Genomic DNA, 25,221 nt, shown 5'->3' on the forward strand with positions numbered 1-25,221 from the left:
GGCATCCGTTCGTTCGGGGCCCGTCAGCGGGACGTGCCCGCGCTTCCGCCGTCGTCGTCGGGCGAGGGATCGCCCTCGGATCGAGCGGCCGCGTGCTCGTGCCGCTTCTCCTCGCGACGCTGCATGCGGGCGACCTTCGCCTCCGCGTCGATCTCGTCCATCTCGCGCTTCACGTCGTCGACCTCGCCGAGCGCCGGCAGCACCCAGCCGACCGACGGGTTCGAGTCGACGAGCAGCATGCGGACCAGGAGCGTGAGCGGAACGGCGAGGATCGCGCCCATCGGGCCGAGCACGACGGCCCACACGAGCACCGAGACGAACGTGAGCGACTGGCTGAGCGAGACCGCGTTGCCGACGACCTTCGGCTGGATGATCGACTGGATCACCGCGTTGATGAGGCCGTAGACGACGATCACCGCGACGACGGTCGGCCAGCCGCCGACGAGTGCGCCGAACACGAGCGGCGGCACGATCGCGATGAAGTAGCCGATGTTCGGGATGAAGCTGCACAGGAAGGAGAGCATGCCCCAGAGGGCCGCGCCCGGGATGCCCATGATCGCGAGCGCGAGCCAGTTCACGAGGCCCTGCGCGACGCCGAGCCCCGTCGTCGCGACCATGTACCGGCGGACGCCGCTGGCGAATCGCACGAGCCCCGTCGCGAGCTCGGGCCGCTTGCGGCCGATGCCCGCGACGACCGTCGGCACGTACGACGAGTCGAACGTGATGAGGATGAGCATCGTCAGCAGGATCACCGCGAACGAGATGAACCCCAGCGCCCCGCCGAGCAGGCTGCTGACGAGCCCGCTCAGCGCGCCGACGATCTTGCCCGGATCGAACGAGCTCATGAGGGCGTTGATCTGCTCCTGGCCGACGCCGAGGCTCGAGAGCCACTTCGACGCCGCCGTCGCCCACGACTCGAACTCGGGGGCGTACTCGGGCAGCAGGGTCGCGAACTGCGCGAACGAGATGACGAGCGCGAAGACGAAGCCGCCGAGCAGGAGGACGACGGTGAGCAGCACCAGGAGCGTCGCGATGCCCCGCGGAACGCCGCGCCGCTCGAGCCCGCGCCGCACGGGGTGCACGCAGATCACGAGCACGAGCGCGAGGAACACCGCCGAGAACACCGACCCGATCGCGGCGATGCCGAACAGGGTGATCACGAGGCCCGCGAACCCGAGCAGCATGAACGCGTTGCGGTGCGGCACCGGTGTCCCGGCGGTCATCGCGCCCTCGGCGTGCGCCGGATCGGTCTCCGCTGACTCATGCTTCTTGTTCCACCACATCGGATTCCTCCTGGCCTCGGGTACTACTCTCGGGCTCCGCCGCCCGCAGGTCATCATGCACGTCGCGTGAACCCGACGCCCGCAGCGAGTCCTCGCCCTCGCCGGTGAGGCGGCGCAGCGCGACGGCGCCGCGATCGGGCTCGAGCAGCAGGGCGCGCACGAGCAGCGACAGCGGCACCGACAGGATCGCGCCGATCGGCCCGATGACGAACGCCCAGAACACGACCGAGAAGAAGGTCAGCGTGAGGCTCAGGCCGACCGCGTCGCTCACGAACTTCGGCTGCACGAGCACCTGCAGCACGACGTTGATGACGCAGTAGATCGCGATGACCGCGAGCATGAGCGGCCACCCGCCGACGACGAGCGCGAGGATGGCGGGCGGGATCAGCCCGATGACGAACCCGATGTTCGGGATGAAGTTCGTGACGAACGCGAGGATCGCCCACACGGCCGGGATCGGCACGCCGACGGCCCACAGCAGCAGGCCGTCGAGCACGGCGACGATCGCACCGAACGTCGCGTTCACGACGTAGTAGCGCCGAACCCCCGTGAAGTAGCGGGTCGCGATGCGATCGGCGGTCGCGTTGCCGAACATCCACGCGGATGCCGCAGCCGACGCCGCACGGAAGCGCGCACCGTCGACGGCCATGAAGATCACGTATGCGAGCACGAAGAAGAACGCCGTCGCGAAGCCGAGCACCTGGTCGGCGACCCCGAGGGCGGCCTTGCCGATCGCGCCCGGGTCGAGCCATCCGAGTGCCGTCTGCGCCGACGGCGCGGAGAAGCCGAGGCCCTGCAGCCAGTCGGCCACGCCGCCGGCCGTGGCCTGCAGGTCGTCCGCGAGCTCGGGCAGCATCGCGACGAACTGGCCGACCGCGTAGACGAGCAGCACCGCGAGCACCGCGAGGATGAGGTACGCGACGACGATCACGGCCGTCGAGGCGAGCCAGACCGGCCACCCCGCACGTTCGAGCGGGCGCCGGACCGGGTACGCGATGATCACGACGACCGCGGCGAGCGCGGCGGGAGCGAGCAGGTCGCGGGCGAACCAGACGCCGACGAAGAGGACGACGGCCGCGGCGAGCGCGATGAGCACGCGGGAGCCGCGCCCGAACGCCCGCCCCGAGCCGTCCGTCGATGAGGTCGCGCCGTGCCCCGTCACTCAGAAGCTCCCGATTCCCTTGCCGATCATGACGACGCCGATCACGAGCAGCAGCACCGCCATGACGGCCGCGTTGTTGTGCACCAGCCACTTCCGCAGCGACTCGAGGGGGCCCGCCATCTGCTTCGACGCGAGCAGGTAGCCGATCACCGGGATCGCGACCGAGCACGCCGCGATGAGCACGAAGACGACGATCGCGATCGCCTGCTCGCCACCCGAGAGCCCGGCCGAACCGATCGCGACGCCCGCGCCGACGCCCATGATGAGGTTCTTCGGGTTGACCGCCGAGAGCAGGAAGCCGAGGCCGAGGCCCTTGCCGAACGTCATCTGGTCGATGGCCGACATCCACTTCGGCATCGCGGGCTCCTCGCCCGGCTTCGGCCGCGAGCGCCACTGCTTGACGGCGAGCAGCAGCAGGAGCGCACCGAGCAGCAGCTTGATGACGCCGGAGATCGGCTTCGAGTCGTCCGCGTCGGATTCGGGGATGACCGACGCGAGCAGCGTGAACGCGACGACCGCGACGACGATGCCGAGCACCCAGCCGATGAGGAAGCCGACGCTCGTGCCCTTCGCCTTCGGCGACAGGAGCATGAGGATCGCCGCGATGATCGGGATCGGGCTGATCGCGATTCCGACGGCGAGGGGGAGGATGTCTCCGATGACGCTGCCCATGGTGGTTGCTCCTGTCGTTCGTTGATCGATCAGACGGCGACGATCTCGGGAACCCGCCAGTTCGCGAGGTCGTCGAGTCGGGGACGGTAGAGCCGCACGAGGAGGTTCCAGCCCTCGGGCAGCGGGATGCGGTTCGGAGTCTCGTCGCCCCAGTCGCCGAGGTGGATCGTGGTCGTGCCGTCGTCGTTCTTCACCGCGAAGACGGAGTTGACGTTGGTGAGCCCGCTCGGCCCCGGCTCGAAGTAGCCGGCGCCGTTGTAGACGCTGAGCGACCAGAATGCGTCGGCGGGCACGTCGGCACCGAAGGTCATCGTGTACCGGCCGCGGGGCAGGCCCGGCTCGATGTTGAGGTACTGCGCCTCGTCGTCGGGCAGGCCGCCCCAGCCGAGGGCGGTTCCGACGAGATGGCGCACGGGGTCGACGTCGGAGGCCCTGCCGAAGCAGTGTGAGAGCCCGCCGATCGTCCGACCGAGGACCAGCAGGGCGTCGCGCACCTCGGTGTGCGACGCCGTGTCGTAGTCGGGGGAGTCGAAGACGCGCTGCCCGGCCGCCTCGATCGTCAGCCCGTCCTGCAGGCGATGCACCTCGGCGAGGTCGGCCTCGCTCGCCGGGTCGAAGAGGATCCGGGCGGCGATCACGACGAGGTCGGTGCCGAACTCGGCGCGCGCGAGCTCGTAGCGCCCGGCCTCGTGGAAGACCCGGTTGATGTAGTGGTCCTGGTTGATCACCATCACCGAGAGGTAGCGGCCGGCGGTCTCGGGAATCGTCAGTGTCGCACCGTCCGCGATGTCGACGATCGCGACCGAGTAGAGCGTGTCGCGGTTCTGCCGGATCACGGGCTGCTGGTCGAGCGGCGAGAGCTCGCGGTCGTGATGGAACACGCCCAGCCCGCCGATGATCGGCAGCATGTTGCGGATCATGGTGTCGGTCTCGGCGCGCGTGAAGTTGTCGACGGTGACGGGTATGGGCATGTTCACTCCTGGTCGGTCGTGACGAGCGCGGCGATCGCGTCGCGGTTGGTCGGGTAGACGGCACGGTCGCCGAGCAGGCCGAGGTCGGCCAGGCGCACCCTGGTGCCGGGGCGCATTCGGCTGAACGTCAGATCGACGTGGTGCTCGTCGAGCCAGGCGAGCAGCGCCTCGAAGCTCTCGGCGCCGGTCACGTCGATGTCGGTCACGGCCTCCATGTCGATCACGACGTGGCGCACGGGTCCGTTGCCGGCCGCCGTCGCGCGGCGGACGGCCTTCTTGACGGCGTCGCTGAACACCGACCCGTTCGCGAAGAAGAGCGGCGCGGCGAGGCGCACGACGATGACGCCCGGCGCCGTGACGTGACCCTTCGGCGCCTCGTCGAGCAGCGAGTCACCGGGCTCGCCGCCCGCCTCGAGCACGTCGATCGCGGGGTTCGCGGCACGCTGGGCGAGATTGATGAGGGCGAGCACGAAGGCGACGAGGATGCCGGGGATCGCGCCGACGAAGAGGGTCGTGAGGAAACACGCCGCCCCGACGCCGAACTCGAACCGGTCGACCTTCCACAGGTCGACGAACTCGCGCACGCCGAGCAGCGGCAGGATCGCGACGCCGACGATCGCACCGATCGCCGGGGAGGGGATGTCGGCGAGCAACGCCGTGCCGAACAGGAGCAGCAACAGGGTGCCGACCGCGAGCACGAGCGAGGGCAGCTGCGTGCGCGAGCCCGCCTGGTCCATGGCCGCGGTGCGGGACGTCGACGAGCCGACGGCGAAGCTGCCCGAGGCTCCTGCGGCGATGTTTCCGAGGCCGAAGGCGAGGAGGTCGCGGTTGGGGTTCGTCGAGTACCCGTGCTTCTCGCCGTACGAACGGGAGACGAGCAGGCCCTCGGCCGTCGTCACGAGCGTCAGCGCCATCGCCGAGGGGATGAGCGCGAACCACATCGTCCAGTCGATGACCGGCCAGGTGAGCGTCGGCGGGCCGGCCGGCACCGCGCCGAGCACGTCGACGCCGGCGTCGTCGAGGTCGAGCACGTAGACGAGGATCGTGCTCACGATGAGCACGACGAGCGCCCACGGCACGGCCCGGAGGAACCGCTTGCCGAGGAGCAGCACCGCGACCGAGCCGACCGAGATCGCGACGGCGACGAGGTTCATCGTCGGCAGGCCCTCGATGAGCGCCGTGGTCTTCTCGATGAACTCTCCGCCCGACGGGATCTTGATGCCGAGCATCTTCGCGATCTGGCTGATGAGGATGTCGAGGGCGAGGCCGCCGACGAAGCCGACGAGGATCGGCTTCGAGAGGAAGTTCGCGAGGAACCCGAGCTTGAAGACGGCGAGCGCGATGAACATGACACCGCAGAGGATCGCCTGCGCGAGCGCGAGGGTCGCGTAGTTCTCGGCGTCGCCTGCGATGGCGAGCCCTCCGATCGAACTCGCGACGAGCGCCGCGGCCGCCGCGTCGGGCGAGGCGACGACCTGCCGACTCGACACGACGAGCGCATAGACGACGGTCGGCACGACGAGCGCGTAGAGACCGGCGGTCGGCGGCAGGCCCGCGATCTGCGCGTAGCCGATGTTGAGGGGGATCGCGATCGCGATGAGCGTGACGCCCGCGACGATCTCGCGGAGGACGTTGTGCCGGTCGAGGCCGACGAGCGGGCGGGCCACGGTCATGAGGCGACCTCCTTCGACGGCTCGGGTGCTTCGTGGGCGATGAACTCGGGCGCCTTCGTCACGACGAGCCACACCGGCAGCACGATCACGCAGAGCAGCGGCAGCACCGTCGTGTCGCCGACGATCGCGGCCCCGAGGAAGATGCCGATCCAGCCGTCGCGAGTGGCGACGAGCGTGATGCCGAGCACCGCGCAGGCGACCGAGAGCGAGATCGGGATGTCGGGCACGAGGTGGTACGCGAGCAGGCCGAGCGCCGTGCCGATGAACACGATGGGGAAGACGCGGCCGCCGCGGAATCCGGCGGCGGCGGCGATCACGAGGGCCACGAGCTTGACGGCGGCGAACAGGGCGAGCTGGCCGATCGAGAAGTCGTCGGGATTCGTGAGCAGTTCACCGGTCTCGTCGAGGCCCTTGAAGAGCGTGACCGGTCCGCCGATGATGCCGAGCACGCCGAGCAGCGCGCCGCCGAGCGTCGTGTAGATGAGGGGGTTCCGCATCGAGTGGAAGAAGCGGTGCAGGATCGGCAGCAGGTAGACGCCGATCAGGCCGACCACCGCAGCGACCACGGCGATGACGGTGCCGCTCAGGAGGTCGATCGCCTCGACGCCGTCCATCGGCTCGAGCGCGAATGCGAGCGACGAGCCGCCGAGCACGTGCATCGTGATGGCGCCCGCGCCGGCCGCGGCGAGCGGCAGGAAGAGCTTGTCCCACAGCGAGCCGCCGCCCCTGACGGCGGCGACCGCTCCGGTGAGCACGAGCGCGGCCGCGACCGGCGTGCCGAACAGCGCGCCGATCGTGGCGGCCATCGCGAGTGTCGCGGCGAGTCGGGTCGGGATCTTGGCGGCGACCTTCGCGAGCAGGGCGATCGTGAGCGCCGTGTTGATGCCGATGATCGGGTTCTCGGGGCCGAGGCTGACCCCGCCGGCGAGGCCGAGCACGACGACGAGCGCGAGCGAGGGCAGGGCCATGAGCTTCGGCGGCGGCGCATCGAGCTCGCCCAGCGCAGAGTCGGGCCCGCCGTGCCCCGGCAGCAGCCAGACGGCGGCCCCGACCGCGGCTCCGGTGAGCGTGAGCACCGTGAAGATCCAGATCGGGGCGTCGGGGCCGATGCCGATCGCGTCGGGCACGCTCTCCCAGATCACGCCGTGCAGCGACTCGGCCGCGAGGTCGAGCAGCCACAGCATGACCGCCGAGCCGATGCCGACCACGATCGTCGGGATCGCCAGGATCGCGAGGTCGCGCACCCTCGGTGCCTGTGGTGTCGCCGACACTCGCTCCCCCTCCTCGTGGACCGCGCGGGCCCTCGCCAGCAATCATGCCGTACGCGTGCCCCGCGGACTCGGCCGGTTCAGCCGTGTCAGAACTCCGTCGGCGCGACGAGCGGCGGGGGCGGCGGTTCGCTCGTCACGACGGCGCCGATCCCCCGTTCGGCGAGCGCGGTTGCGACCGAGTCGACGACGGCAGCCGTCACCGCGACGCCGTTGGCCGGATGATGCCAGAAGCGCACGCGGTACACCTCGCGGTCGGGCCCGATGGTGATCGGGCGCAACTGGATCGTCTCGCGGCGATGCACCCCGTGCGTGCCGCTCACCGCCTCGACGATGAGCTCGCGCGGCGTCCCGCTCGCGGCGGCGCGCACCTCGATCTCGCTGCGCCGGGCCCCGTGGGCCGAGTTGTTCGAGAACGCCTCGGTGAGCAGCTGCGAGTTCGGGAGGTGCACGGTGCGGCCGTCGTAGCTGCGCACGATCACCGACCGGCCGTTCAGCTCGGTGACGACGCCGACGACGTCGCCCACCTCGAGCTCGTCTCCCACCCCGACCGGATGCCTCGTCTGCAGCACCACGCTCGCCGCGAAGTTGTCGGCGATGCCCCGCAGCACGAAGACCAGCACGACCGCGACGACGAGGGCGATCGCGAGGATGGGCTGGACCGAGCCGCCGAGGAAGCTCAGCGCGATGCCGATGCCGATGAGCCACACCGTGTACCCGACGACGCGCTCGGCGAGCAGTCGCACCCCGTCGTCGAGGCTCGGCACACGCGCCATCGCCGCCCGCGCCCCCCTGCGGGAGAGCCGGGCCAGGATCCAGGTGGCCAGCAGGGTCACCACGATGCCGGCGATGCTCCAGCCGTTGATGTCGAGCGTCGACCACCACTCCGCCATGCTCATCCTCCCCCGGCGACGCTACCCGGCGAGCACGCCGAAGTCACTCACCGTCCGTCAGGATTCTTGCGCCCGAGCGCGTCGCGACGCGGAAATCCGCACGATTCCGGGCACGGTCGCGCTATTGTCATCGACAGGATGGTCTTCGGTCAGGGGGAGGCACCGCCTGCACAGGCGATGCCGTTACTGAGACGGGGCTTCCCGGCGTCGCATCCGGCGATGCCTCACCTCGTAATCGAAAGGCACGCAGCACATGAATTTCTGGAACAACTTCTGGGACCTGATCTGGTGGTTCTTCTGGGCGTTCGCGTTCATCGCCTACCTGTTCGCGCTCTTCGCGATCATCGGTGACCTGTTCCGCGACTCGAAGCTGAACGGCTGGGCGAAGGCGTTCTGGATCATCTTCCTGATCTTCGTCCCGTTCCTCACCGCGCTGATCTACCTGATCGCCCGCGGCAAGGGCATGGCCGAGCGCTCGGCGCGCGACGCCGAGGCAGCCCAGCAGGCCGCCGACGCCTACATCCGCCAGACCGCCGGCACCTCGGCGAGCGCGTCCGACGAGATCGCCAAGGCCAAGGCGCTGCTCGACGCCGGCACCATCACCCAGGCCGAGTACGACGCCCTCAAGGCGAAGGCGCTCGCGTAAGCGACAGCGCCCGACGTTCCGTCGAACGGGCCGGATGCCTCGTGGCATCCGGCCCGTTCGCGTCCCGTGTCCGGTCCGTCCGGTCAGGCCCCTGCCGTCGCGGACGCGCCGGCCGCGACATCCGCGCCGCCATCACCGGCGCCCGCCGCGCGCCCGGCGTCGCGCTGACGGATCGCACCGACGTTGCGGAGGAACACGATGATCCAGCTGAAGATGAGCACGGCCGCGACGAGCTCGACCGCGGTGAGGTTGTAGTAGCCGATCGCGAAGAACACGCCGAGCACGACGATCACCGCGACGTACACGTACCCGAGCACGACGAACGCCTTCGGCATCGGCGGAACGAGCCGGGCGAGCGCGAAGACGAGGACCGCGAACGCGACGGCCATTCCGGTCGCGACCGAGTTGTGCACGATGAAGAAGTCGTCGACGTGGAAGATGCCGACGCAGGCGAGGAAGATGCCGATCACGACGAGCAGCACCCGCACGGTGCGGCGCCGGCGCTGGTCGACCGCGGTCTCGACCGGCAGCGAGGTCGTGCCGTAGCGGGCGATCGTCGTGACGATGACGCCGGCGATGACGAGCGTGAGGTTGAAGGCGAACGCCGAGACGTCGTCGGTCATGCCGAGCGCCGAGAGGTTCTTCTGCCACCACAGCGGGTCGCTCGCACTCAGCATCGAGGCGATGACGCCGACCACGAGGAACACGGCGAGCACGAGCGACAGGAGGCTCGGCGTGAGGTTCGCGCCGCTCAGGAAGCCGACGTAGGCGCTGAGGGCGAGGGCGACGCCCGCGAGGGCGATCGCGGGCAGCGTGAAGACGACGGCGCCGATGAAGCTGCGCTCGAGGATGTTCGCGAGGCCGAGCCAGACGAGCAGGGCGATGACCGCGTTCGCGACGCCGAGCGCGACGATGTCGAACCAGTGCAGGCGGGCGCCCGGCACTTCGAACGGGTCGGTCCCGCGCGCGAGGTCGCGGCGCACGAGCACCCGGGAGACGACGAACGACGCGCCGGCGACGAGGGCGCCGGCGAGCGCCGCGAACTCGCCGAGCGAGCCGTCGCCCGAGATCGCGAGGTCACGGCCCCAGAAGAGCGGCGTCGCGACGACGATTCCGACGACGAACGCGATCGTGCCGATGACGAGCGCGAAGCTCTCGACCGACTCCGCCGACTCGGTCGGGCGGGCGAACACCCGGCGCCACGACGATGCTTCCCTCACTGCGACTCCCTCGCTCGATCGGCGCCCGGCGGGCGCGTCGCTGCCCATCCTGCCGCAGACCGGCGCGCCGACCGTGATGGCGGGGCGGCGCGGTCGGGTCGGTCAGCGGTCGGTCGGGTCGAGCACCTCGAGCATCGAGCCCTGCACGAAGCCGGCCCATTCGTACGCCGCGCGCAGGTAGTCGTCGCGGGTCTCGGACGCCGCGGCCCCGCTCTCGTCGTCGACCGCGGCGAGGTCGCCGGGCTCGTCGTCGGCGTCGTCGCCGGCCGCGCCGACGCGTTCGGCGAGGATGAGGCGGAGGTCGGTGAGGAACGTCAGCCAGCCCCACGCCTCGGACTGGTCGAGCTCGATCTGCACGATGCCGTCGCCCTGGACCGCGGTGGCGTCGCGCACCCGCTGCGCTGCCTGGCGCTTGCCGTCGACGAGGCTCTCGCGCGTGTAGCGGCTGAACTCGGCCGAGGCCTCGGCGTCGTCGGGGTAGGCGCTCGGCAGCAGGCGTCCGAGCGCCGGGTCGCTCGGCTCGCCGAGCAGCAGCACCGAGTCGACTTGGTCGGCGAGCTCGGAGAGCAGCATCGCCTCCTCCGACTCGAGCACGAGCCGGACGCCCTCTCCCCCGCCGAGTCCCGCGACGATCACGTGTCGCCCCTCGCGACCGTGGCCTGCAGCCCGTAGCCGTGCATCGCGTGAACGTGGTGCTCCATCGCCTCGCGGTTGCCGGAGGCGACCACCGCGCGGCCTTCGGTGTGCACGCGCAGCATGAGCCGCTCGGCCTCGTCGCGCGGGTAGCCGAAGTAGCTGCGGAAGACGTAGCTCACGTAGCTCATGAGGTTGACCGGATCGTCCCACACGATGACGCGCCACGGCACCGCGGCGGCGCCCTGCGCGGCCTGGTCGAGGTCGTGTGCTTCGAGGATGTCGGTCACCCCTCCAGCCTGACACGATTTCCGTCGGTCGAGTAGCGGGGTGTCGCCCGGCGCGCGGCGCGCTACTCGCCGGGGCGCGCAGCGTCCTCGTACTCGACCGCGGGCGGACCGTCGCCCACGACCGGGACCGCAGCCGTCTCGTCGACGAGCTCGACGCGCCGGCGACCGGCGCCGCGCACGAGGACGAGATAGCAGACGGCGAGCACGGCGAGCCACACGACGCCCACGACGAGCGCCGGCCGCGACTCGGGCATGACGCCGATGAGCACGATCACGAGGCCGATGACGCCGAGCGCGACCCATGCGGCGACGGGGTAGAACGGCATCGGGAACTCCGAGGGGAGCCAGCGCTCGCGCGCGATCTCGCGCTTCATGCGGAGGTGCGACACGAGGATCATGAGCCAGACGACGACGGTCGCGAAGGTCGCGAGCGCGGCGATGAGGAAGAAGATCTGGTCGTGGAACCAGATGTTCAGCACGACGCCGACGAGGAGCGCGCCGACCATCGCCAGCACCGTCATGAACGGCACGCCGTTGCGGGTGGTGCGCTGGAACGCCTTCGGCGCGTGACCCTGCTCGGCGAGACCGTGCAGCATGCGCCCGGCCCCGAAGATGTCGGCGTTGATGGCCGAGAGCGCCGCCGTGACGACGACCGCGTTGAGCACGTGGGCCGCGCCGGTGAGGCCCAGGCCGTCGAAGATCGAGACGAACGGGCTCGCGCTGCCGTCGATCGTGGTCCACGGCTGCAGCATCATGATGACCGTGAGCGTGAGCACGTAGAACAGCAGGATGCGCACGGGCACCGAGTTGATGGCCTTCGGGAGCACCTTCTTCGGGTCCTGCGCCTCGCCCGCCGTGATGCCGATCACCTCGGTGCCGCCGAAGGCGAACATGACGATCGTGAGCGACGCCAGGATGCCCCACACCCCGTGCGGTGCGAAGCCGTCGACGAAGAGGTTCTGCACCCCGGCCGCGTGCTCCGACTGGTTCGCGAGCCCGAAGACGATGATGGCGATGCCGCCCGCGATCATCGCGACGATGGCCGTGATCTTGATGAGCGAGAACCAGAACTCGAGCTCGCCGAACACCTTCACGCTCGCGAGGTTGACCGCCGCGATGACGAAGACGATCGCGAGGATCCACACCCAGCGCTCGACGTCGGGGAACCAGAAGCCCATGTAGACGCCGAACGCGGTGACGTCGGCGAGCGCGACGACGAACATCTCGAACGTGTAGGTCCACCCGGTGAGGAATCCCGCGAAGGGGCCGACGTAGCGGGAGGCGTACTGTCCGAACGAGCCGGCCACCGGGTGGCGCACCGCCATCTCGCCGAGTGCGCGCATGACGATGAAGATCACCGCGCCGCCGATCATGTAGGCGAGCAGCACGGCCGGGCCGGCCGCCTGGATCGCCGCGGACGAGCCGTAGAAGAGGCCGGTGCCGATCGCCGAGCCGAGCGCGATGAAGCGGATGTGGCGCGCGCTCAATCCGCGCCGCAGGCTGCCCTGGGTCTCCGTGGTGCTCACGATTCTCCTTCGAACTGGTGTGCGGGAATGGTCGGCTCGATGAGGACGCGGTAGCCGAGCCGGCGGTCGAACCCGTGGATCTCGCGGGTGTCGAGGGCGTCCATGAACGCGAGCGTCTGCTCGGTGATGACCTGCCCCGGCACGAGCACGGGGAAGCCGGGCGGGTACGGGGTGACGAAGCCCGCCGAGATCGCCTCGGCGCCGTCGGCGATCCGGCGGCGCACCTCGGCCGGCGAGAGGTACTCGCACGCGTCATCCGAGTAGCTCATGAAGTACGCGGCGCGCAGGTCGCCGTCGGGAAGGTCGCCGGCGGCGCGGAAGCGATCGGCGAACCGGCTGAAGTCGGGCAGCGGCGGCGTCGCGGGGCCGCGCCGTTCGGATCGGGCGACGCCCCCGCGACCGCCGGACGGGCGGGACTCGTGCTCGAGCTCGGTCGCGATCTTCACGAGCACCTCGACGAGGTACGCGACGGCGCTGCGCGACGTGCCGATGTTCGTCATCAGGAGCACGGTGTTGCGCGAGGTCTTGTTGACCTGGATGCCGTACCGGTCCATGAGGTGCTCGTGCTTGAACGTGTCGCCGTCGATGCCCGTGAGCCCGATGTGGAGCGTCAGCCGGCTCGGGTCGACGACGAACTCGTCGCGCCGCCAGGCCTCGGCCATGTCGGCGAGCCCGTCGCGCAGGGGCATCGGCCGGTCGGTCTCGCGGTGCCGCTGCGGCACGAGGTCGAGGGTGCTCAGGATGCGGAAGCGCTTGCGCAGCAGCGGGTGGCGGGCGACGGCGTGGCCGATGTGCACGGCGAGGTCGGCCTGGCGCTGCACGAGGGCGTACCCCTCGAGCTCGACCTGCCGGCGGCCGACGTCGAGCGACGCGAGGATCTGGTAGTTCGGCGACGTCGAGGTGTGCGTCATGTACGCCTCGTGGAAGTCCTCGGCGTTCGATGCCGCGAAGTCCTCGTCGTGGATGTGGATCATCGACCCCTGCCGCAGCGCGGTGAGCGTCTTGTGCGTCGACTGCGTGGCGTAGACGCGCAGCCGGGCCCGCGACGGGTCGGCGAGCAGCCGGCGCTCGAGCATCGCGCGCTCGGCGTCCGGCTCGGCGGCCAGCTCGCGCTGCTGCGCGTCGTACGCCGCCCGGCGGTCGGGGTCGGCGAACGCGCGGCCGAGCTCTCGCGCCGCGGCCATCGCCGTGCGGCGTCGGTACACCGGGTGGAACGCCGCGAACGCGAACCACGCCTCGTCCCAGAGGAAGACGAGGTCGGGCTTGATCGCGAGGCACTCCTCCATCACCCGGGCGGGGTCGTAGACGATGCCGTCGAACGTGCAGTTCGTGAGCGCGACCATCTTGACCTCGTCGAGCCGGCCCGCCCTGCGGTAGGCGAGCAGCGTCGACTTGATCGTCTCGAGCGGCACCGCGCCGTAGAACGAGAACTCGTCGAGCGGGTACGCGTCGAGGTAGGCGACCCGCGCCCCCGCGAGCATGAGCGCGTAGTGATGCGACTTGTGGCAGTTGCGGTCGACGAGCACGACATCGCCGGGCTTCACGATCGACTGGTGCACGATCTTGTTCGCGGTCGACGTGCCGTTCGTGACGAACACGGTCTTGCGCGATCCGAACGCCCGCGCCGCCGCGGCCTGCGCCCGCCGCAGCGATCCGCTCGGATCGAGCAGCGAGTCGAGCCCGCCCGATGTGGCCGAGGTCTCGGCGAGGAAGAGGTTCATGCCGTAGAAGTCGGCGAAGTCGCCGACCCAGCGCGAGTCGAGCACCGAGGCGCCGCGCGAGACGGGCAACGCGTGGAACGCACCGGTCGGGCGGCGGCTGTACTCCTGCAGGGCGTGGAAGAACGGCGCCTCGTACCGCTCGGCGACCCCGGCGAGCAGGGTCAGGTGCAGCTCCATCGCGTCCTGCGTGCGGAAGATGCGCCGGAACCGGCTCGTGAGCTCGTGCGCCAGTCGCTCGATCGACACCCCCGCGACGAGGTAGAGGTCGAGCTCGGGCCGCAGCGCCGAGAGCTGCTCGGCCAGCATGGTGATGCGGTCGATCGGGCTCGCCGGCCGCGCGCCGCCGAGGTGGCCGTCGATGAACGCGCGCAGGTCGCGGCTCAGCGGCCGGTCGGTGCGCCACCCGAACCCCGGCCGGATGACGCAGGCCTGGAGCTCGGGGTTCACGAGCACGGCGGCGAGCGCATCCTCGACGTTCTGCACGAAGACGAGTTCATAGGCGAGGCGATCTGACGGACGGCGCTGCGAGCCGAGCGACGCCCGCATCGCGGCCTCGGCCTCGTCGCCGTCGTTGCCGACGACGAGCACCTGGAACACGTGCGGCGCGGCGACGGTCTCGGCTGCGCCCGACTCGGGCTCCTCGCCGGCCGGCCGCGGGAACCACGATCGCGGAGCCACGTCGTCGAGGTGCGCCGCGGCGGCGGCCAGGTCGCCTCGCTCGATCAGCTCTCGCAGCGTGCGGACGGCATCGACCCCGGGGATCGCCCAGTACCCCTCGAGGGCCTCGAGCACCGGCAGCAGCCGCGCGAACTCGCCGGCCACGTCGAGTTCACCGGGTTCCGCGAGGGGACCGACCGCGTCCGCCGGCCCGGCGACGGACTGCCTGACGACATGGCCGAGGTATTCCCACACGTCGCTGCGGAGCCGCCAGGCGCTCGACGGGATCCCGGCGGGCGCCGCCACTCCGGATTCCGCCGCTGCCACTCCGAACTCCCTCGTCCTCCGCATGCCGCACGTTCGCGCCGCCCTTCAACGACACCCCATGCGACGCCGCCGCACGACCGTCGCACGACGGCTCGTGTCTGGAGATGCAGACAGCTCGTCCGGGATCTCAGACGGAGATCGGTCGGATCAGGCCGACCGGCCAGCCGCCGCGGACGGGGCCGCGGACGGAACGGGCGGACGCGGCGGGTACACCCAGGTCACGAGCACCACGGAGATGATCATGAGCAGGAACCACGAGACGAGCTTCGAGGCCGACACGAGCTGCCAGCCGTCTGCCTGGTCGGGGTAGAGCCAGGCCCCGCTCGCGGTGCCGATGTTCTCCGCGAACCAGATGAAGAGCGCCACGAGCGCGAAGGCGACGAGCAGCGGCATCCGCGGCGTGCGCCGCCACACGCGGAAGTGCATGACCGTCGGCCACCACAGCACGACCACGGCGGCGAGCAGCACCCAGCGGAAGTCGGCGATGTAGTGGTGCCCGAAGAAGTTGAGGTAGATCAGCGCCGCGAGGATCGCCGTGATCCATCGCCGCGGATAGCGCGTGAAGCCGAGGTCGAAGAGCCGGTACACGCGCACCATGTACGACCCCACCGCCGCATACATGAACCCGGAGAAGAGCGGCACTCCCGCGATGCGCAGCACCCCGTCGCCCGCGTACATCCACGAGCCGACGTCGGTCTTGAAGATCTCCATCACGGTTCCGGTGAGGTGGAAGAGCACGATGACCCACAGCTCGCGTCCCGTCTCGAGGCGCGTCGCGACCATGACCACCTGGATCAGCACCGCCGCGATCGTGAGCGCGTCGTTGCGCGCGAGCACCGCGTCGTCGGGGTACCAGAGGCGGGCCGCGACGATGGCCGCGAGCAGCGCCGCCCCGAAGACGCACGCCCAGGCCTGCTTCGCGCCGAAGACGAGGAATTCGACGAGCCATGCGCGGATGCCTCGCTCGGGAGCCCCCGCGAGGAGCCGATGCGCCGCGCGGTCGATGGCACGCTCGACCGTGGTGAGCTGCTGCTCGTGCGCCGAACCCGGGTCGCCGCCGGGCCGTGACCCGGCCGTCACCCGTCGCGCCTCGAGGCCGTGACCGTGAACTTCGGGTTGCGCGCGATCTGCCGGGTCGGCCCCACCGTGCGCTCGAGCATCGGACGGTAGCGGAGGTGCGAGTTCCAGACGCACCAGAGCTCGCCGCCGGGCGCGAGCACCCGCGCCGCGTCGGCGAAGAGGTGGGCGGCGATGCCGGTCGAGAGCGCGGCGTCGCTGTGGAAGGGCGGGTTCAGCACCACGAGCCGCTCGCTCGCCTCGGCGAGCCGCTCGAGCCCGTCGGCCTGCGTCACCTCGACGCGGTCGCCGACGCCGTTCGCCTCGGCGGTCGCACGGGCGGATGCCGCCGCCGCGGCCGACCGGTCGGTGGCGACGACCCGCACACCCGGGCGCTCGCGCGCGAGCCACGCGGCCACGACACCGGTGCCGCAGGCGAGATCGACCGCGGTCGGGGCATCCGGCATCGCCGCACCCAGCTCGCCGAGCAGGAACCGCGTGCCGATGTCGACGCCGGCACCCGCGAACACGCCGCCGTGCGCGACGACCTCGAGGCCGAGATCGCCGTGCCGCTCGTGCCGGGGCCATCCGGGTTCGGCCCCCGTGCGGGCACCCGACGCGACGAGCACGCGCGACTTCTGCCGCGCGTGCGAGACGTCGACGCGCTCGAAGTGCCGGAGCAGCACGTCGTTCATCGCGAGCGACATGTGCTTGATGCGGCCGCCCGCCACGAACACGACCCCGGATGCCGCGTGGCCGGCCACGAGCGCGGCGACCTCGTCGAGCCGGTCGAGCGGGCGGGGCAGCCGTGCGAGCACGAGGCGCGCGCCGGCGACGAGCCCGGGCGCGAGGGGCAGCGAGTCGACCGCGCCGACGAGCCCGAGTCGTCCGGCGTTCTCGGAGAGCGCGCGTTCGCCCGTGATGAGGTCCTGGTGCGCGCGGACGGGATGCGCGGCGTCGGCGCCGATCGCATCGGCCGCGCCGAGGGCGAGCGCTCCGTACGCGTCGTCGATGACGGCGACCGCGTCGGGCTCGCTCTCCGCGAGACGACCGGCAGCCTCGTCGAGGATGAGTCGATCGGCCGCGTCGACGGCTTCGAGCCCCGGCCCCTCGATATCGGGATGTCGGCGGAGCGCGCCGAAGTCGAGAGGCATGAGCCAAGGCTACGCGGCGAACGTCTCGAGGCGCTCGTGAGCTCGCCCGCCCGCCGGCGAGGTGGAAGCTGGGTGCGGTACCCGGCTCGGTTTGCTACCCTCGGGTCCGCATGCGGCGAGAACGGCACGGGGGCGCGACTCGCGGCGGGCGATTCGTCCGCCGCTTCGCCGGCGTACTCGGAACGGCCGCCGTGTTCGGCCTGCTCGCGACCGTGTCGCTCGCCCCGCAGGTGAACCCCGCGACGATCGAGGCGGCCGCCGCCGCGAGCGACGCCGCCGACTCCTTCCGCGCGGCCGCCCAGTCGGTGCGGGTCGACGGCGAGGCATCCGCCACCGCCGTCTCGACCGAGTCGTACGTCGCGTCGACGGGTCCCGAGACGCTCATCGCGGGCGGCACCAACCTCGACTGGGCGAAGCTCGTGATCGTCGACGGCGGCTGGCCGCTCACCGACGAGAACGTGACGTTCATGATGCGGTGGATGCGCCAGGAGAACGGCGCCGACAACTGGTGGAACCGCAACAACCCGCTCAACAACGGCATGGGCTCGGGCGGCGGCTCCGGACTCGGCAGCTACGCGACGCTCGTCGACGCGGCGTACTACGCGGCCGCGAACATCGGCTCGGGGCGGTACCCCGAGGTCGAGGCCGCGCTCGAGCGCGGCGACTCGGCCGACGCGACGGCGCAGGCGATCTGGGCCTCGCCGTGGGCGTCGAGCCACTACGGCTACGGCACCCACTGGAGCTCCCGCCCGTATGAGGTCGTCGAGGCGCCCGCCTCGGCCTGGGGTCGCTGACCCGCACTCGAACGGGGGGTGGAGGGGCCCGCCCGACCGGAGTACGTTCGGACGCGGATCCGCCCACCCGAGGCTTTCCGTGCGCGCCGGAGCGTGCGCAAAGGGCGGATGCGCAGTTCGATCAAGGTCGGAGTACCCGATGCGCCGTTCAATCCCACTCACCGCTGCCGCCGCCGTCGCCGTCGCGATCGGCGCGACGACCGCCGTCGCCGCGCCGGCGACCGCCGCGCCGAAGGCGCCGAGCTCGGGCCCGCCCACGGTGCTGGCCGAGCACCTCGTCGGCCCGCTGACGTTCGACCTGTCGGCCGACGGCGTCATCACCGTGGGCCAGTCGTTCCTCGGCGAGGTCACCCGCATCGCCGGCGGAAGCAGCGAGACCCTCTCGCAGGGCCCCGACTCGACCGGCGTCTCGGTGCTCGGCCCCACCGTCACCTGGAGCGAACGCGCCGGAGACGAGCAGACGATCGAGGGGTCGTGGCTGAAGTCGAGCGGCCCCGCCGGCGACACGTCGATCGACCTGCTCGCGTGGGAGCAGGCCAACAACCCCGACGGCGACAGCTGGTACGGATTCGAGGAGATCTCCGACGAGTGCGCCGCGACGCTGCCGCCGTTCGTGAACCCGCGCTACCAGGGGCTGGTCGACACCCACGCGTACGGCACGCTGGCGCTGCCCGGCGTGACCTACGTCGCCGACTCGGGCATGAACGCGGTGCTGAAGGTCGTCGGCGACGAGGTCTCGACGGTCGCCGTGCTGCCCCCGCAGCCGCTCGTGGTCACCGACGAGATGCGCGTGGTCGGCGAGGTCGAGGGGCAGCCGATCGTGCTCGACGAGTGCGTCGTCGGCCTGACCTACGACGCCGAGCCCGTGCCGACCGACGTCGAGATGGGCACCGACGGGATGCTCTACGTGTCGACCCTTCCCGGGGCGCCCGGGCTCGGATTCCCCTACGGCTCGGTCTACCGCGTCGACCCGGTGAGCGGGGACTCCGCGCTGGTCGCCACCGGCTTCGCCGGAGCGACCGGACTCGCGGTGGCGCCGAACGGCACGGTCTACGTCAGCCAGATGTTCGGCGGCAAGGTGTCGGCGATCACGCGCGACGGATCGGTCTCGACGTTCGCCGAGGTCGACAGCCCGGCCGGCGTCGAATGGCAGAGCGGCAAGGTGGTCGTCTCGGCCGGCGTCTTCGGCGACGGGCGGATCGTCTCGTACCCCGTCCGGGGCCGCTGAGGCCTCATCGGCACGAACCCGCGTCGTCCGGCATTCGCCCGAATGCCGGACGACGCGCTGACGTTCAGCGTTCGAGCGGGCGCCAGACGACGACGGCGTTCTCACGGCGCGCGCGCGTGCCGGCCTTGAGGGTGATCACCTCTCCGGCCGAGCCGGCCGCGAAGATGCGCCGGCCCGGGCGGTTGAGCATCTCGTCGGCCAGTGCCGCCTCGAGCTCGCGCACGCGGGCCCGCAGCGACTGCACCTCGTCTTCGAGCCCGAGCACCCTGCGGATGCCTTCGAGGCTCACGCCCTCGCTCGACAGCTGCGCGATCTCGCGCAGCTGGGTGACATCGCGCATCGAGTAGCGGCGCGACTTGCCCGCTGTGCGCGTCGGCGAGACGAGGCCCAGCCGGTCGTACTGCCGCAGCGTCTGCGGGTGCATGCCCGCGAGCTCGGCTGCGACCGAGATGACGAAGAGCGGGCTCGTCTCGTTCATGTCAGCCCCGGGCCTTCGCGAGCAGTTCGTCGCGCGGGTTCTCGTCGGGCAGCGCCGCGGCGAGTGCCTCGACGGCCGCCTGCGCGTCCTTCGAGAGGTGCGACGGCACCGCGATCTGCACGACCGCGAGCAGGTCGCCCGTGCCCTTCTTGGTCTCCACGCCGCGCCCCTTCACGCGCAGCACGCGGCCGCTCGGCGTGCCGGGCGCGACCTTGAGCTTCACGGGGTCGCCGCCGAGGGTCGGCACCTGGATGGTCGCGCCGAGCGCGGCCTCGGTGAAGGTCACCGGCACGGTGACCCGCAGGTTGAGCCCGTCGCGCTCGAAGACGGGGTGCTTGCGCACGTTGACGGTGAGGATGAGGTCGCCCGTCTCGCCGCCGTCGGGCGAGGGGTGGCCCTTGCCGCGCAGCCGGATCTTCTGGCCGTCCGAGACGCCCGCCGGGATGCGCACCGTGATCGGCTTGCCGTCGGCCGTCTGCAGGGTGACCTGGTCGCCCTTGGTGGCGGTGATGAAGTCGAGCGTCGTCGTCGCCGAGACGTCCCGGCCCTTGGTCGGGCCGCCGAACCCGCGGTATCCGCCGGTCGACTGGCCGAACCGGCCGCCCCCGAACAGGCCGCTGAGCAGGTCGTCGTACTCGGCGCCGCCGCCCTGCTGGAACGTGTAGCGCTGCCCGCCGCCCTGGCCGAACATGCCGCCGAAGACGTCGTCGAAGCCGCCCTGGCCGCCGGCGCCCGGCGCGGTGAACCGCGCGCCCGTGCCCATCGCCCGGATCGCGTCGTACTCCTTGCGCTGCTCGGGGTCGGAGAGCACCGCGTTCGCCTCGCTGATCTCCTTGAACTTCGCCTCGGCCGCAGCGTCGCCCGGGTTCTGGTCGGGGTGGTACTTGCGCGCGAGCTTGCGGTAGACCTTCTTGATCTCCGCGTCGCTCGCGTCCTTGGAGACGCCGAGCACCTGGTAGAAGTCCTTGTCGAACCAGTCCTGACTGGCCATCGGCACCTCCTCTCTCTGAGTCTGTCTGAAATGGGTCCGGTGGTCGAGTAGCGCGTATCGAGACCTGATGCGCGGGTCTCGAGACGCTTCGCTACTCGACCACCGGGGAGTGGGTGCGGCGGGGCTAGGCCGCCGGCGTCTTGACGACGACCTTCGCGGCGCGCAGCTGCACGCCGCCCAGCGTGTACCCGGTCTCGACGACATCGGCGACCGTGTCGACCTCGACCTCGTCACTGGGCTGCTGGAAGATCGCCTCGTGGCGCTGCGGGTCGAACGGCTCGCCGACCTCGCCGAACGCGGCGAGCCCGAGCTTCTCGACGGCGCCGCGCAGCTTCGCGGCGATCGTCGCGAAGGGCGAGTCCGCCTCGAGGTCGCCGTGCTTCTCGGCGCGGTCGAGGTCGTCGAGCACCGGCAGCAGCACCGCGACGGCCGCACCGACTGCGCGCTCGCGCTCGATCTCGCGGTTCGCCTCGGTGCGCTTGCGGTAGTTCGCGTACTCGGCGGTCACCCGCTTGAGGTCGGCGAGGTGCTCGTCGCTCGGCTCCTGCACCTCGGCGTTCGCCGCGTTCAGGATGTCGTCGACGGTGAGCTCGGTCTCGTCCTCGATGAGGTCGGATGCCTCGGGGGCGCCCTCCTCGGGCGCCCCGTCGGCGGCCGGCTGCCGAACCTCACCGGTTTCGGGGTCGATGCGCCGCTTGTCGCGGATCACCGGCTCCTCGTGGTTCTGGTTCTGCTCGTCGGTCATGACTACTTCTTCTCCTCGTCGTCGTCCACGACCTCGGCGTCGACCACGTCTTCATCGGACGCGGCATCGCCCGCCTGGCCCGTGGCCGAGGCGTCCTCGCCGGAGGCGGAGGCATCCGCCGCCTGCGACTGGGCGTAGATGGCCTCGCCCAGCTTGGTCTGCGACTGCGAGAGCTTCTCGAACGCGGTCTTCACCGCGGCGTCGTCGTCGCCCGCGAGCGCCGACTTCAGCGCGTCGACGTCGCCCTGCACCTCGGACTTGACGTCGGCGGGGAGCTTGTCGTCGTTGTCCTTGATGAGCTTCTCGACCGAGTAGGCGAGCTGCTCGGCGGAGTTGCGGGTCTCGGCCGACTCGCGACGCGCCTTGTCCTCCGCGGCGTGCTCTTCGGCCTCGCGCACCATGCGGTCGATGTCGTCCTTCGGGAGGCTCGAGCCGCCCGAGATGGTCATCGACTGCTCCTTGCCGGTGCCCTTGTCCTTCGCGGAGACGTGCACGATGCCGTTGGCGTCGATGTCGAAGGTGACCTCGATCTGCGGGATGCCGCGCGGCGCGGGAGCGATGCCGGTCAGCTCGAACGTGCCGAGCGCCTTGTTGTCGCGCGTGAAGTCTCGCTCGCCCTGGAAGACCTGGATCGCGACCGACGGCTGGTTGTCGTCGGCGGTCGTGAAGGTCTCGCTGCGCTTCGTCGGGATGGCCGTGTTGCGCTCGATGAGCTTGGTCATGATGCCGCCCTTGGTCTCGATGCCGAGGCTGAGGGGGGTGACGTCGATGAGCAGCACGTCCTTGCGCTCGCCCTTGAGGACGCCCGCCTGGAGGGCGGCGCCGACGGCGACGACCTCATCGGGGTTGACGCCCTTGTTGGGCTCCTGGCCGGTCTCCTTCTTGACGAGGTCGGACACGGCGGGCATGCGGGTCGAGCCGCCGACGAGCACCACGTGGGCGACGTCGCTGAGCTTGATGCCGGCCTCGCGGATGACGTCCTCGAAGGGCTTCTTCGTGCGGTCGAGCAGGTCGCTCGTCATGTTCTCGAACTCGGCGCGCGTGAGCTTCTCGTCGAGGTTCGCCGGGCCGTTCTCGGTGAGCGAGAGGTACGGGAGCTGGATGTTCGTCGACATGCTCGACGAGAGCTCCTTCTTGGCCTGCTCGGCGGCCTCCTTGAGGCGCTGCAGGGCGATCTTGTCGTTCGCGACGTCGACGCCCGTCGAGTCCTTGAACTTCTTGATGAGCCAGTCGACGATGCGCTGGTCCCAGTCGTCGCCGCCGAGGCGGTTGTCGCCGGAGGTCGCGCGGACCTGGATGGTCGAGAAGTCGTCGTCCTTGCCCACCTCGAGGAGCGAGACGTCGAACGTGCCGCCACCGAGGTCGAAGACGAGGATGAGCTCGTCCTCCTTGCCCTTGTCGAGACCGTACGCGAGCGCCGCGGCGGTGGGCTCGTTGATGATGCGGAGCACGTTGAGGCCCGCGATCTCACCGGCCTCCTTCGTGGCCTGGCGCTCGGCGTCGTTGAAGTACGCCGGCACGGTGATGACCGCGTCGGTGACGGTGTCGCCGAGGTACTGCTCGGCGTCGCGCTTGAGCTTCTGGAGGATGCGGGCCGAGATCTCCTGCGGCGTGTACTTCTTGCCGTCGATCTCGTCGGTCTTCCAGTCGGTGCCCATGTGGCGCTTGACCGACGCGATGGTGCGGTCGACGTTGGTGACGGCCTGGCGCTTCGCGGTCTCGCCGACGAGCACCTCGCCGTCCTTGGTGAATGCGACCACCGACGGGGTGGTGCGGAAGCCCTCCGCGTTCGCGATGACGACCGGCTCGCCGCCCTCGAGGACGCTCACCACGGAGTTCGTGGTGCCCAGGTCGATTCCAACTGCACGTGACATGTGTGTTTCTCCTTCTCCCGGCGTTCGGTGGTCGAGTAGTGCCGCGCAGTGCGACGCGTGTCGAGACCCCTTCGCCGGATACCGGTTCGGCCTTCCTGGCCCGCAACCGAAGTCAGATGCGTCAAGACTTGAGCCTTGACGACTCAAGCCTCGCAGTGCCACGTGAACGTGTCAAGTCGGCGGGGCGAAACTTGAGTGTACTTGACTCAACTCACGGCGGGCGCTCAGTATTCCGCCCGCGCGGCATTCCGCCCGAGGCAGTAGCCTGCCGATCATGGATGCGCGCGAGGACGACGAACAGCTCGTCGCCGCAGAACTCGCCCGGTACGACCGCGAGCTGCGACGGTACCGTCGCCTGCGCAGTCGCATCGAGGCCGACTTCGCCCGCCGCCTCGACGCGGCCGGCTTCCGCTACTTCCAGGTCACCGCGCGGGTGAAGTCGCGCGAGTCGTTCGAGCGGAAGGTGCGCCGCGCCCCCGACCGCGAGGTGCGCGACATCCTCGGCGTCCGCGTGATCGCGCACTTCGAAGGCGACCTCCCCGCCATGGAGCAGGTCGTCCGTGAGGCGCTCATCGTCGACGACGACTCCTGGGTCGACAAGTCCGAGCTCCTCCCGATCGATGCCTTCGGATATCGATCGGTGCAGTTCGTCGGCCAGATCGCCGGCTCATCCGGCCGGCGGGGCGGCGGTGACGCCGAGGTCGACGCCCCGCTCGTCGAGGTGCAGCTGCGCACCGCCCTGTCCGACACGTGGTCGGAGCTCGAGCACGACTTCCGCTACAAGTCCGCTCGCCAGCTCCCGCGCGAGGTCGACCGCCTCTTCGCCCTGTCGGCGGCGCTCCTCGAGCAGGCCGACGAGAACCTCGACCGCATCCGCCGTCAGGTGGAGGAGGAGCGCACGGCCGGCCCCGCCGCGCGCGGAGACGGCGGCGGCGAGCGCGGCTACATCGGCCGATTCATCCAGTACGACGGCGACTCCCGCTCCCTCGACCAGGTCGTGACCGCCGCCCTCGACGTGCCGTTCGGCGTCGTGACCGGCGCGGGCCGGGAGCTGCGCAGCGTCGTCCGCGCAGCCGGCTGGCTCAGGTACGAGGCGCTCGTCGACGGGTTCGCCGAGTACTCGGAGCTCGGTCGCCGGCTCGCGATCGCCTGCGCGAGCACGAGCAACGACCTCCTCCTGGCCGATGCCGAGCCCCAGCGCCCTGCCCGCGCGTTCCGCGGGATCGGCACGTACTGGACCGCACTGGCTGCGGCGCTTCTCGGAGGCGAGCCGATCCGCGAGAGTCGCGTCCCCGACGGCCGGCTCGCCGAGTACCGGGTGGTCGCCGCGTACCTCTACGCGAACCCCGATGCCTCGGCCCTCGGCGTGCGCAGCCGCTACGGTTCGATCGCGGCACCCGTCGGCACGCTCGACGACGCGGGGTTCCGGCCGATCGACCTCGGCTGAGCAGAGCCTGCGCCCTCTTCCGGCCGCCCGCCGAAGCGACCAGAATCGAAGCATGGACGAGACAGCAGAGGGCCGCACGCCGACGCGATCGATGCCGCCCGAGGAGTGCTGGGAACGCATCGAGGCCGCCCCGTACGGGCGCATCGCACTGGCGGCCGCGGGCGAGGTCGACATCTTCCCGGTCAACCACCGGCTCGACGCGCGCGGCGATCGACCCGTGATCGTGTTCCGCACCGCGGCAGGCACGAAGCTGCTCGAGCTCACCATCCACCACGGCGTGGCGTTCCAGGTCGACGGGTACTCGGCGACCGAGGCGTTCAGCGTCGTCGTGAAGGGCACCGCAGAGGAGTTCGACCGCGAGAGCGAGATCGCGGCGGCCGAAGAACTCGGCGTCCGGCCCTGGGCGCCCGAGACGAAGGACCGTTGGGTGCGCATCATCCCGACGGAGGTGCACGGGCGCTCGTTCGAGCTCTCGGCCGACTGATCACTGGCGCCGAGCGCCGGCGTGCGCG

23 protein-coding genes are annotated in these 25,221 nt (G+C 70.8%); 5 read left to right on the top strand and 18 right to left on the bottom strand.

Features of this window, described 5'->3' with window-relative positions:
• Positions 1–23: 23 nt before the first annotated feature.
• The 7 genes from PX701_RS17800 to PX701_RS17830 all read right to left on the bottom strand — a co-directional run bounded on the left by PX701_RS17800 (position 24) and on the right by PX701_RS17830 (position 7,922).
• Positions 24–1,283 carry an AI-2E family transporter gene (locus tag PX701_RS17800; protein WP_231429481.1) on the bottom strand — a complete coding sequence of 420 codons (1,260 nt, stop codon included), beginning with the start codon at positions 1,281–1,283 and terminating at the stop codon, positions 24–26.
• On the bottom strand, positions 1,261–2,445 hold the full coding sequence (locus tag PX701_RS17805) for an AI-2E family transporter (RefSeq protein ID WP_275507044.1): 1,185 nt from the start codon (positions 2,443–2,445) through the stop codon (positions 1,261–1,263). The genes PX701_RS17800 and PX701_RS17805 overlap by 23 nt, the downstream gene beginning before the upstream one ends.
• Entirely contained in the window at positions 2,446–3,117 is a 672-nt protein-coding gene (locus PX701_RS17810) for a GAP family protein (RefSeq protein ID WP_231429478.1), read from the bottom strand.
• 29 nt (positions 3,118–3,146) lie between these two features.
• On the bottom strand, positions 3,147–4,088 hold the full coding sequence (locus PX701_RS17815; RefSeq protein WP_275507045.1) for a DUF1214 domain-containing protein: 942 nt from the start codon (positions 4,086–4,088) through the stop codon (positions 3,147–3,149).
• Positions 4,089–4,090: 2 nt separating this feature from the next.
• Positions 4,091–5,761 carry a SulP family inorganic anion transporter gene (locus tag PX701_RS17820; RefSeq protein WP_275507046.1) on the bottom strand — a complete coding sequence of 557 codons (1,671 nt, stop codon included), beginning with the start codon at positions 5,759–5,761 and terminating at the stop codon, positions 4,091–4,093.
• Positions 5,758–7,032, bottom strand: a complete 1,275-nt coding sequence (locus PX701_RS17825; protein WP_231429472.1) for an ion channel protein — start codon at positions 7,030–7,032, stop codon at positions 5,758–5,760. Before PX701_RS17825 ends, PX701_RS17820 begins: the two co-directional genes overlap by 4 nt.
• Before the next feature lie 86 nt (positions 7,033–7,118).
• A complete protein-coding gene (locus PX701_RS17830; protein WP_231429470.1) occupies positions 7,119–7,922 on the bottom strand; it encodes a mechanosensitive ion channel family protein in 804 nt (267 codons plus the stop codon).
• Positions 7,923–8,175: 253 nt separating this feature from the next.
• Between PX701_RS17830 and PX701_RS17835 the strand changes: the two genes are divergently transcribed.
• Positions 8,176–8,568 (top strand): SHOCT domain-containing protein, encoded by a 393-nt coding sequence (locus PX701_RS17835; RefSeq protein WP_231429468.1) that lies wholly within the window; start codon positions 8,176–8,178, stop codon positions 8,566–8,568.
• An 83-nt stretch (positions 8,569–8,651) separates the two neighbouring features.
• On the opposite strand, the gene PX701_RS17840 is transcribed toward PX701_RS17835, so the two are convergent.
• The 7 genes from PX701_RS17840 to PX701_RS17870 form a co-directional block, all read right to left on the bottom strand.
• Positions 8,652–9,788 carry a DUF998 domain-containing protein gene (locus PX701_RS17840; protein WP_275507047.1) on the bottom strand — a complete coding sequence of 379 codons (1,137 nt, stop codon included), beginning with the start codon at positions 9,786–9,788 and terminating at the stop codon, positions 8,652–8,654.
• Positions 9,789–9,890: 102 nt separating this feature from the next.
• Positions 9,891–10,424, bottom strand: coding sequence for a DUF2017 family protein (locus tag PX701_RS17845; protein ID WP_231429463.1), 534 nt, complete (start codon positions 10,422–10,424; stop codon positions 9,891–9,893).
• Entirely contained in the window at positions 10,421–10,702 is a 282-nt protein-coding gene (gene clpS / locus PX701_RS17850; RefSeq protein ID WP_374201158.1) for an ATP-dependent Clp protease adapter ClpS, read from the bottom strand. The genes PX701_RS17845 and clpS overlap by 4 nt, the downstream gene beginning before the upstream one ends.
• A gap of 71 nt (positions 10,703–10,773) precedes the next feature.
• Entirely contained in the window at positions 10,774–12,237 is a 1,464-nt protein-coding gene (locus tag PX701_RS17855; protein ID WP_275507048.1) for an amino acid permease, read from the bottom strand.
• Positions 12,234–14,942: a beta-eliminating lyase-related protein gene (locus PX701_RS17860; RefSeq protein WP_231429460.1), complete on the bottom strand. Its 2,709-nt coding sequence runs from the start codon at positions 14,940–14,942 to the stop codon at positions 12,234–12,236. The genes PX701_RS17855 and PX701_RS17860 overlap by 4 nt, the downstream gene beginning before the upstream one ends.
• Before the next feature lie 147 nt (positions 14,943–15,089).
• On the bottom strand, positions 15,090–16,022 hold the full coding sequence (locus PX701_RS17865; RefSeq protein WP_275507049.1) for a DUF817 domain-containing protein: 933 nt from the start codon (positions 16,020–16,022) through the stop codon (positions 15,090–15,092).
• A complete protein-coding gene (locus PX701_RS17870; protein ID WP_275507050.1) occupies positions 16,019–17,152 on the bottom strand; it encodes a class I SAM-dependent methyltransferase in 1,134 nt (377 codons plus the stop codon). The genes PX701_RS17865 and PX701_RS17870 overlap by 4 nt, the downstream gene beginning before the upstream one ends.
• 110 nt (positions 17,153–17,262) lie before the next feature.
• Between PX701_RS17870 and PX701_RS17875 the strand changes: the two genes are divergently transcribed.
• Together PX701_RS17875 and PX701_RS17880 are read left to right on the top strand one after the other, a co-directional pair.
• Positions 17,263–17,946 carry a hypothetical protein gene (locus PX701_RS17875; protein ID WP_231429454.1) on the top strand — a complete coding sequence of 228 codons (684 nt, stop codon included), beginning with the start codon at positions 17,263–17,265 and terminating at the stop codon, positions 17,944–17,946.
• Between the two features lie 139 nt (positions 17,947–18,085).
• Positions 18,086–19,174: a ScyD/ScyE family protein gene (locus tag PX701_RS17880; protein WP_275507051.1), complete on the top strand. Its 1,089-nt coding sequence runs from the start codon at positions 18,086–18,088 to the stop codon at positions 19,172–19,174.
• A 64-nt stretch (positions 19,175–19,238) separates the two neighbouring features.
• Here PX701_RS17880 and PX701_RS17885 read toward each other — a convergent pair whose 3' ends face one another.
• From PX701_RS17885 to dnaK, 4 genes are all read right to left on the bottom strand, one after another.
• Positions 19,239–19,652, bottom strand: a complete 414-nt coding sequence (locus PX701_RS17885) for a heat shock protein transcriptional repressor HspR (protein WP_231429449.1) — start codon at positions 19,650–19,652, stop codon at positions 19,239–19,241.
• Position 19,653: 1 nt separating this feature from the next.
• Positions 19,654–20,643, bottom strand: coding sequence for a DnaJ C-terminal domain-containing protein (locus PX701_RS17890; protein ID WP_231429447.1), 990 nt, complete (start codon positions 20,641–20,643; stop codon positions 19,654–19,656).
• Positions 20,644–20,767: 124 nt separating this feature from the next.
• Positions 20,768–21,388: a nucleotide exchange factor GrpE gene (locus PX701_RS17895; RefSeq protein WP_231429444.1), complete on the bottom strand. Its 621-nt coding sequence runs from the start codon at positions 21,386–21,388 to the stop codon at positions 20,768–20,770.
• A gap of 2 nt (positions 21,389–21,390) precedes the next feature.
• Positions 21,391–23,262 carry a molecular chaperone DnaK gene (dnaK, locus tag PX701_RS17900; protein WP_231429442.1) on the bottom strand — a complete coding sequence of 624 codons (1,872 nt, stop codon included), beginning with the start codon at positions 23,260–23,262 and terminating at the stop codon, positions 21,391–21,393.
• A gap of 274 nt (positions 23,263–23,536) precedes the next feature.
• Here dnaK and PX701_RS17905 point away from each other — a divergent pair, with 274 nt between their 5' ends.
• On the top strand, positions 23,537–24,709 hold the full coding sequence (locus PX701_RS17905; protein WP_275507052.1) for a GTP pyrophosphokinase: 1,173 nt from the start codon (positions 23,537–23,539) through the stop codon (positions 24,707–24,709).
• A gap of 52 nt (positions 24,710–24,761) precedes the next feature.
• The gene (locus PX701_RS17910; protein WP_231429440.1) at positions 24,762–25,193 is read left to right on the top strand and encodes a pyridoxamine 5'-phosphate oxidase family protein; all 432 of its coding nucleotides are present in this window, start codon (positions 24,762–24,764) and stop codon (positions 25,191–25,193) included.
• Positions 25,194–25,221 lie beyond the last annotated feature (28 nt).

This window comes from Agromyces chromiiresistens, from assembly GCF_029167465.1.
Classification (GTDB): domain Bacteria; phylum Actinomycetota; class Actinomycetes; order Actinomycetales; family Microbacteriaceae; genus Agromyces; species Agromyces chromiiresistens.